Origin of the sequence: Methylosinus sp. Sm6 (assembly GCF_019802345.1) — a bacterium.
Classification (GTDB): domain Bacteria; phylum Pseudomonadota; class Alphaproteobacteria; order Rhizobiales; family Beijerinckiaceae; genus Methylosinus.
The window spans coordinates 1-5,790 of record NZ_JAINDZ010000077.1 but is presented as its reverse complement, the minus strand read 5'-3'; the positions used below and the strand labels follow the sequence as shown (position 1 = coordinate 5,790).

Below are 5,790 nucleotides of genomic sequence, written 5' to 3'. Positions count from 1 at the left end.
GCCGATAGCGGGCGCCAATGTCAGCAGACCCGCATGGGATACCGCCACCACCTCCTCATATGCAGCCCAGATATGCAAGTTTTCGATGCCTATGCCGGGGCCGCTCCCCGCGGCGCCGGTCCACAGCACAGCGGCGCCATCGAACGCGATCCATCGATATCCGCCGCTCTCTGTATAGATCGGGCGCGAGGCCGCATCCGGGGCGACGAGCGAAAACGGAATCGTCCCGCGATTGGCGATCGTGCCGACTGCGCCGCCGGTCGCCGGCGCCCCGCCGCTGCCATCGATATTGATGCTCATGTCCGCCGGCACATTCGGCCGCAGCAGGATCTGCGCGCCGCCGGCCTCGAACCACTCGACGAGCATCATGCCCTCGGACTCCAAAAATATTGTATGCCACGCGACCGGCGCCGGGCCAAGCCATTGCTCGAGCATTGTCGCGAACTCTGGGACATCGACTCTGACGCCGCCGCTGACGAGATATTCTCCGCTCACATGCAGAGAGCCTGAGGCAGGCACGGTCAGACCCACCGCTGCGCCGGCCGTGTTGATCACGCGCAGCATCACCGCCGTCGAGCCGCCGTCGACATAGCCCATGATCCGCGAGCCGGAGGGCACCGCGAAATCCTTGCAGTAGACCGCGATTGGGTAGAAAGCGAGCGCGATCGATGCGCGCAGAGGCAGACCGGCGACATGCACGACACCCGTGCCATCATGCCCGCTCCACGACAGATTGGCCTGGAATGACAGCCGCGATCCCACTCTCTGCCACCGCCCCGCCTGGGCCGAATAGGTCGCCGTCCCCGCGGACGTGCCGCCGATGATCTCCGGCGTGAAATCACCCTCATTCGGCCGCGCGGCCGGTGGGTTGAGCTTGATCCACGGATCGTCCGACGGGCCATAGACAGTGACCGACTCGAAGTAGACATGCTCCATGTCCGCTATCACGCCGGTATTTTCGGCGAATGTCACACCCAAGCCGCTCGAGCGAGAGTTGCGCAGCTCGATCGAGTGGAAAATGATTTGATTATTTCCCGGCTGATCAAATTTCAAGAAACGGACGTCGCCGACAGCCTCGGATGTCACCTCCATTCGCACGCCGGTGACATTGGCGCGCACGTCGCGCAAGCGCATGCCGATGAGGCAGTCGAGGATATTATTCGGGCCGATGACGATGCCATTCGCCCGAGCGGCCCATATGGCTATGGCGCTGCGGGAGATCATGTTGTCGGAAATCAACACGAATTTTGAAACTGGCTGCTCTTCGACCGATATTTTTATGGCGTAGCTCTTCGCCTCGACGAGCGAATTACCGATAATCCGGTCGTCATAGCTGTCCTGCACGACGATTCCGATTCCGCCGCCGGTGCTCGAATTGCCCTGCACGAGCGCGCGCTGCTCGATGCCCTGCACCTTGATCCCTGCGGCGAAGCCGCGGGGATAGAGGTAATTCCCGATCACCTGGACGCGCGTGCATCGCCGCAAATAGAGATCGTGATTGAGCGACGCGCCGCCGCCACCGTCATGAAAATAGCAGTTCGAAACCTCCACATCCTCATATCCGGTGATGACGAGCCCAAAGCCGAGTCCGGACCAGCCACGGAACTCGCAGTCTCGAACCGTGACACCGCCGGACGGGAAAGAAAAGCCGGGATCGCCATCGCGCAGCAGGTGGACCGCCGAGACTTTGTCGCCAATGATCTCCGCCTCGTTGCCGTCGAAGCAGATTCTTTCAAGGCGAAAATGATTGACGTTCACTTTCCTCGTTTCCGGCTCGACCAGATGATGCGCGACCCCCGCCGCGTGCTTGATGACGCTCTCGGCGCGGCCCTGGCCATGCCAGCTCACCCCGCTGCGTTTGACGATCCGCTCCTCGATGAGGACGGTGCCAACCGGGAAAATGAGATCGGCGCCGATCAGAGCGGCCAAATCCTCGACGGCCTGCAGCGCGATCGCATTGAGCGTGACGCCATCGGCGATGACGCCCCACAGACGCACGTCGATGCCATGCGTCTGGAAATAGCGCTCCGAATAGGTGACGAGGCCGTCGCGCCGGTCGGCTTGCGTCTTCAGTGCGTCCGCCACACCATCACCGAGGCTCGTCGCGAACCAATCCGACAGCCGCGTGTCGAACAGGCCATCGACATAAGCGAGCGCCTGGCCGAGCAGTCCCGACACTGTCGGCGCATATGCCTCCACCGCGACCAGTCGATCATGGATCGACTGCGTCGCCTCGTTCATGCGAGCCGCGTCGGCGGTCTCGCGGTTCTTGAAGAGGAGCGGCTTCGGCAGAAGGGCCACTTACACGTCTCCCTCGGCGATCGGCCGCGCCTCGACGACAGCGTCGCCCAGCGGCTCGGCCGTCGTCTTCTCGACCAGAGCATCGAGCGTCGTCTGATCGACGACATGGCGGACGCTGCCGTTGAGATTAGGAAGATAGCCGTGCCCGTCGATCTCGACGCGGCGCGACAGCGTGATCTCATAATACATCAGAGCACCCAGTCCACGAGATTGGCGATGTGATGGAGTATCAGTGGCGTGTTTGTCGTCCCGGTCGCCTTGAGCTTGTAGCTCGTGACGGCGGCGCCGAGATTCCAGACATAGGTGCGCTCGAGCGCGCCATCGGACGTCAGCACGTCGCTGTAGGACGACGCGGCCGTCTCGGTCGTATAGCTGGCGCCCGTGAGCAGCTTCACGACCGCCGCGTGATGCGCAGCGTCCCAATGCTCATAGCGATATCGCGCACGGATTTTGGTGGTCGCCGCCGGCGGCGTGCGTGCGGCGGCCGGCCAGAAATGCGTGTAGCTCAGTGCGGCGCGGCTCACCTTGACCAGCGACGCGAGCAGATCGATCGCGGGCTGGATATATTTCGAGCCGGAGAACACGGCGCGGAAAGGCAGCAGCACCGGCAGGCTGCCGCCGGCGGTGAGCTGGCCGACCGTGTCGGCGGTCAGCGGCATCCAGACGCCCGCGATCTGCACCTGATAGGTCAGCGTCGTCGAGGCCGGCAGCACCGTCGAGGCGAGGATGTCGATATCGGCGATGCCGCCGACGAGCGACAAGGGCGCCAGATCGACATAGGTCACCGTCTGCTCGAACTCGCACGCGTTGACGAACATGCAGATGTGCTTCGACGGATCCGGGATGTCGACGCCCGCAACGCTGCCGAAGAACATTCCTTCCGCAAATGATGTCCCGGGCGTCGTTGCAATGCTGTGGTTCGCGGCGCTGATCGGCCGCAGCGCATTGCGCTTGCCAGCCTCGAGATAAATCGGCCGGGGAAACAAAAAACTGGTCTTGTCTGGCGCCAGTTTTAGAGAGCCTCTGGCGACCGTCACCTGTCCGAGCACCGCCGAGAGATCGCTCTCGCCCGTCGAAAGGCATCCGGTCGAGAGCAGCGTGATAGAGCCGTCCGCGTCCAGTGCGGTGATCGGAATATCGATGGATCGTAGCCAAAAATCCTGGCCGACCGTCCACGATTCGTAGCAACCGGCGCCGGTGATCGACGAGGTCGTGGTCACGCGGTCCCAATAGGGCTCCGTGACAGTGTCCTCCCAGAACTGCTGGACCCTCATGATGAGGTGGTTCTTGGACAGATCGGCCCACGCTGGCTGAGTTGTGTCGATCGCCGCCTTGAACGTCTCGCCGTTCGGCAGCTTGAAGATCTGCGTAATCGGATCGTAGGCGCCGGATTTCCAGAAGTCACGATTTGTGCAGACGCGGAACGCCGCGCCGTAGCGCACGCGGCGGCGAGAGACCGTCTTCTGGACGAGCGTCGAGGTCGAATATGTGTAAGACGACAGCGGCGTCGAGCTATCGCGCGTGCCCGTCGAGATGCGCCTCGCGCCCGTATAGCGGGGCAAGAGGAGCCCATTCTTGACGATCACGTCCGGATTGAGCGGATTGAGCAGCTGCAGCGCCTGTGCATTCGCCGCCGCGTCCGGAAATCGCACGCCCTCCATAATCTTGCACGCCGACCCGGCGCGCGCGAGATCGCTCGTCGCCGGCTCCAAGAAATAATCGGCGCGCGAATCCGCCGCGTCGGACGGGACGCCGAGCAGCGCCTCATTGATGGCGACGCGCGCGGCGAGGCGCGACACGAGCCCGTCGAGCTCGCCGCCACGCGCCTGCTGCGACAGGCGCGCGACATCGGATTCCAGCGAGAGTATTTTCGGGGCCGCGGCGGCCTCCCACTCCTCGATCTCGCCAATGCGGCTCTCGTGATCCACAAGGTTCGGCAGCGCCGACTCGGCGAACATCTCGATGCTGTCGACGCCGGTCGTCGTGAGGATGATCCGGCAGAGCTTGACGAGCGTCACATCGACGACGGGGTCGATCGGGTCCGGCGCTTCCGCGCCGATCGAGCGGCCGATATTGGCGACGCGCGAATGCGTCATCGCCAGAACCTCCGTGTGATAGACGGGATTTTCCTCCGTCGCCGTCGCGGCGACGAGCACGGCGCGCTCGTCGGGTCCGTCGTCGACCTCTGTCCCCCACAGCGACACGATGACGGATTTCTTCGCCGCCACAGGCAGATTCGACATAAAGTCGAACGTCGTCGCGTCATTGAGCGCATAGCGCTTGCCGTCCTTGTAGAGACGGCCGGCGGTGATGACGACGCTGGTGAGGCCCGACTTCGTCGCCGCAAAGCCGATATAACGCGGGGCGGCCGTTATCGCGTCGGCGACGATATGGTCGATCCCCTCCTGCGCAAATGTCTGGAGATTGTTGATGTCCTCCGGGACATTCTCCGCATAGGCGTGGATATTGATCTTCCGTTCCATCAGCGCGCCTTTCGCCAGTCGCCGAATTTGAATTCGCCGAATTTCAACCCGCCGCCGAAGGTGATCGGCTCGTAGGTCTTGAGGGAGATAAAGATGTCGTCGCGCGGCGCCTGCGCGATGCGGATCGCCTCGAGCGATCGCCACAGCGGCGAGAGATCGGTGCGCGCCCACACGCCGACGCCCCACCAGCGGCGGAACGCCCATTTCGGCGGATGCACGGTGACGTCGATAGTGAGGACGGACGTGAATGGCGCGGTCGGCGAGCGCGACCAGCCCCAAAACGAAAGCGGGCGCCCGACCGATCCGATCCTCGCCGGATCGAGAAAGCGCACGCTCGAATAGAGATGCGTTTCGGCGTCGCTCGGAATGCGATACGACGCGTTGTAGAACGAGCGCCCGTGCCATGCCTTGCGGCGCGGCGCCGCGAGGATCGCGGACACGCGCTCCGGCCTCACCGACATCGGCGCGAGGCCGGCCGGCACGGCGAAAGACGGCGAGGCGTCATTCGGCGCGATCGTCACGACATGCGCGTCGGCGTCGCTCGGAATGCGATATGTGCCCGGCGCGAAGCGATTGTAAAACGCCTTGCGCCCGGCGCGCCGCGGCACAGCGATGCGAATCGTGCTGTCGAGCGGCTCGTCGAGCCCGGTCACAGCGACGCGCGTCTCGACGCCATCGGCGACATAGACGGCGCGATCGCGCCAGCGCGCCGCAGCGTCGCTCGGAACCCATGCGCCGGCGGACCAATAGCCGGCGCCCCAAAACTGCTGGCCGGGTCGAACCGGAGCCGGCAGCGGACGCGGATAGATGCGCAGCTCCGGCATGCGCGCCAGCATCGCGGCGCGCTCTTCCGCAGTCGCCGCCGGGACCCACCACATCTTGTCGCGCGGGCGTCGCGCGCGAAGGACAGTCCCGCCGGCGAGCGCGACGTAATCGCGTATGCCCGCCAGCGTCGTCTTGCGGCGCTTGTAGCGCCAGATGTTGGCGACGATCTCGCGCTTTTTGG

At 64.2% G+C, this 5,790-nt stretch carries 4 protein-coding genes; all 4 read right to left on the bottom strand.

Going from position 1 to position 5,790, the window contains the following annotated elements; translation table 11 throughout:
* On the bottom strand, window positions 1–2,301 hold a 2,301-nt coding region (locus K3F48_RS23115), incomplete at its 3' end, for a right-handed parallel beta-helix repeat-containing protein (protein ID WP_222577796.1).
* On the bottom strand, window positions 2,302–2,490 hold the full coding sequence (locus tag K3F48_RS23110; RefSeq protein WP_222577795.1) for a hypothetical protein: 189 nt from the start codon (window positions 2,488–2,490) through the stop codon (window positions 2,302–2,304).
* Window positions 2,490–4,784: a hypothetical protein gene (locus tag K3F48_RS23105; RefSeq protein ID WP_222577794.1), complete on the bottom strand. Its 2,295-nt coding sequence runs from the start codon at window positions 4,782–4,784 to the stop codon at window positions 2,490–2,492. The genes K3F48_RS23110 and K3F48_RS23105 overlap by 1 nt, the downstream gene beginning before the upstream one ends.
* Window positions 4,784–5,790 (bottom strand): hypothetical protein (locus K3F48_RS23100; RefSeq protein WP_222577793.1); only part of this gene is annotated, 1,007 nt, incomplete at its 5' end. The genes K3F48_RS23100 and K3F48_RS23105, both read right to left, overlap by 1 nt.

Bases quoted from the DNA above. Each gene is read 5' to 3' on its own strand.
- K3F48_RS23105 (WP_222577794.1), bottom strand. From the start codon at position 4,784: ATGGAACGGAAGATCAATATCCACGCCTATGCGGAGAATGTCCCGGAG.
- K3F48_RS23110 (WP_222577795.1), bottom strand. From the start codon at position 2,490: ATGTATTATGAGATCACGCTGTCGCGCCGCGTCGAGATCGACGGGCAC.